The 601-nt window shown below is 44.8% G+C and carries 6 tRNA genes; all 6 read left to right on the forward strand.

Annotated elements, in window-relative coordinates:
- Positions 1-3: 3 nt before the first annotated feature.
- A tRNA-Lys gene (locus tag OIF33_RS17045) sits at positions 4-79 on the forward strand.
- A gap of 20 nt (positions 80-99) precedes the next feature.
- A tRNA-Lys gene (locus tag OIF33_RS17050) sits at positions 100-175 on the forward strand.
- Between the two features lie 9 nt (positions 176-184).
- Positions 185-268: transfer RNA gene (locus OIF33_RS17055), tRNA-Leu, on the forward strand.
- 26 nt (positions 269-294) lie between these two features.
- A tRNA-Gly gene (locus OIF33_RS17060) sits at positions 295-369 on the forward strand.
- Positions 370-373: 4 nt separating this feature from the next.
- Positions 374-447, forward strand: a tRNA-Gly gene (locus OIF33_RS17065).
- A 75-nt stretch (positions 448-522) separates the two neighbouring features.
- Positions 523-599 (forward strand) — tRNA-Arg (locus tag OIF33_RS17070).
- The last annotated feature ends 2 nt before the right edge of the window (positions 600-601 follow it).

The following is a 601-nucleotide window of genomic DNA, read 5'->3' on the forward strand; positions in this document are numbered from 1 at the left end:
TGTGATTTGCTAGCTCAGTCGGTAGAGCACGTGACTTTTAATCACGGTGTCCAGGGTTCGATTCCCTGGCAGATCACCAAAACAAAATTTTAAAATTATGATTTGCTAGCTCAGTCGGTAGAGCACGTGACTTTTAATCACGGTGTCCAGGGTTCGATTCCCTGGCAGATCACCAATTTAATTTGCAGGTGTGGCGGAATTGGCAGACGCACTAGACTTAGGATCTAGCGCCTACGGCGTGGGGGTTCGACTCCCTTCACCTGCACCAATTAAATTATACTAAAGCATTTTTATGCGGGAGTGACTCAATGGTAGAGTGTCACCTTGCCAAGGTGAAAGTTGCGAGTTCGAGTCTCGTCTTCCGCTCCAATATGCGGGTGTAGTTCAATGGTAGAACACCAGCCTTCCAAGCTGGATACCTGGGTTCGATTCCCAGTACCCGCTCCACTAAATATTTAAAATGTTAAGTAAAAATGCTTGACAAAATGTTAAAAAACATTTAAAATAAATATTGTTTGATGTGTATCTTTAGCTCAGCTGGATAGAGCAACGGCCTTCTAAGCCGTGGGTCAGGGGTTCGAATCCCTTAAGGTACACCACA

It is taken from the genome of Clostridium sp. LIBA-8841, assembly GCF_034439435.1.
Classification (GTDB): Bacteria; Bacillota; Clostridia; order Clostridiales; family Clostridiaceae; genus Sarcina.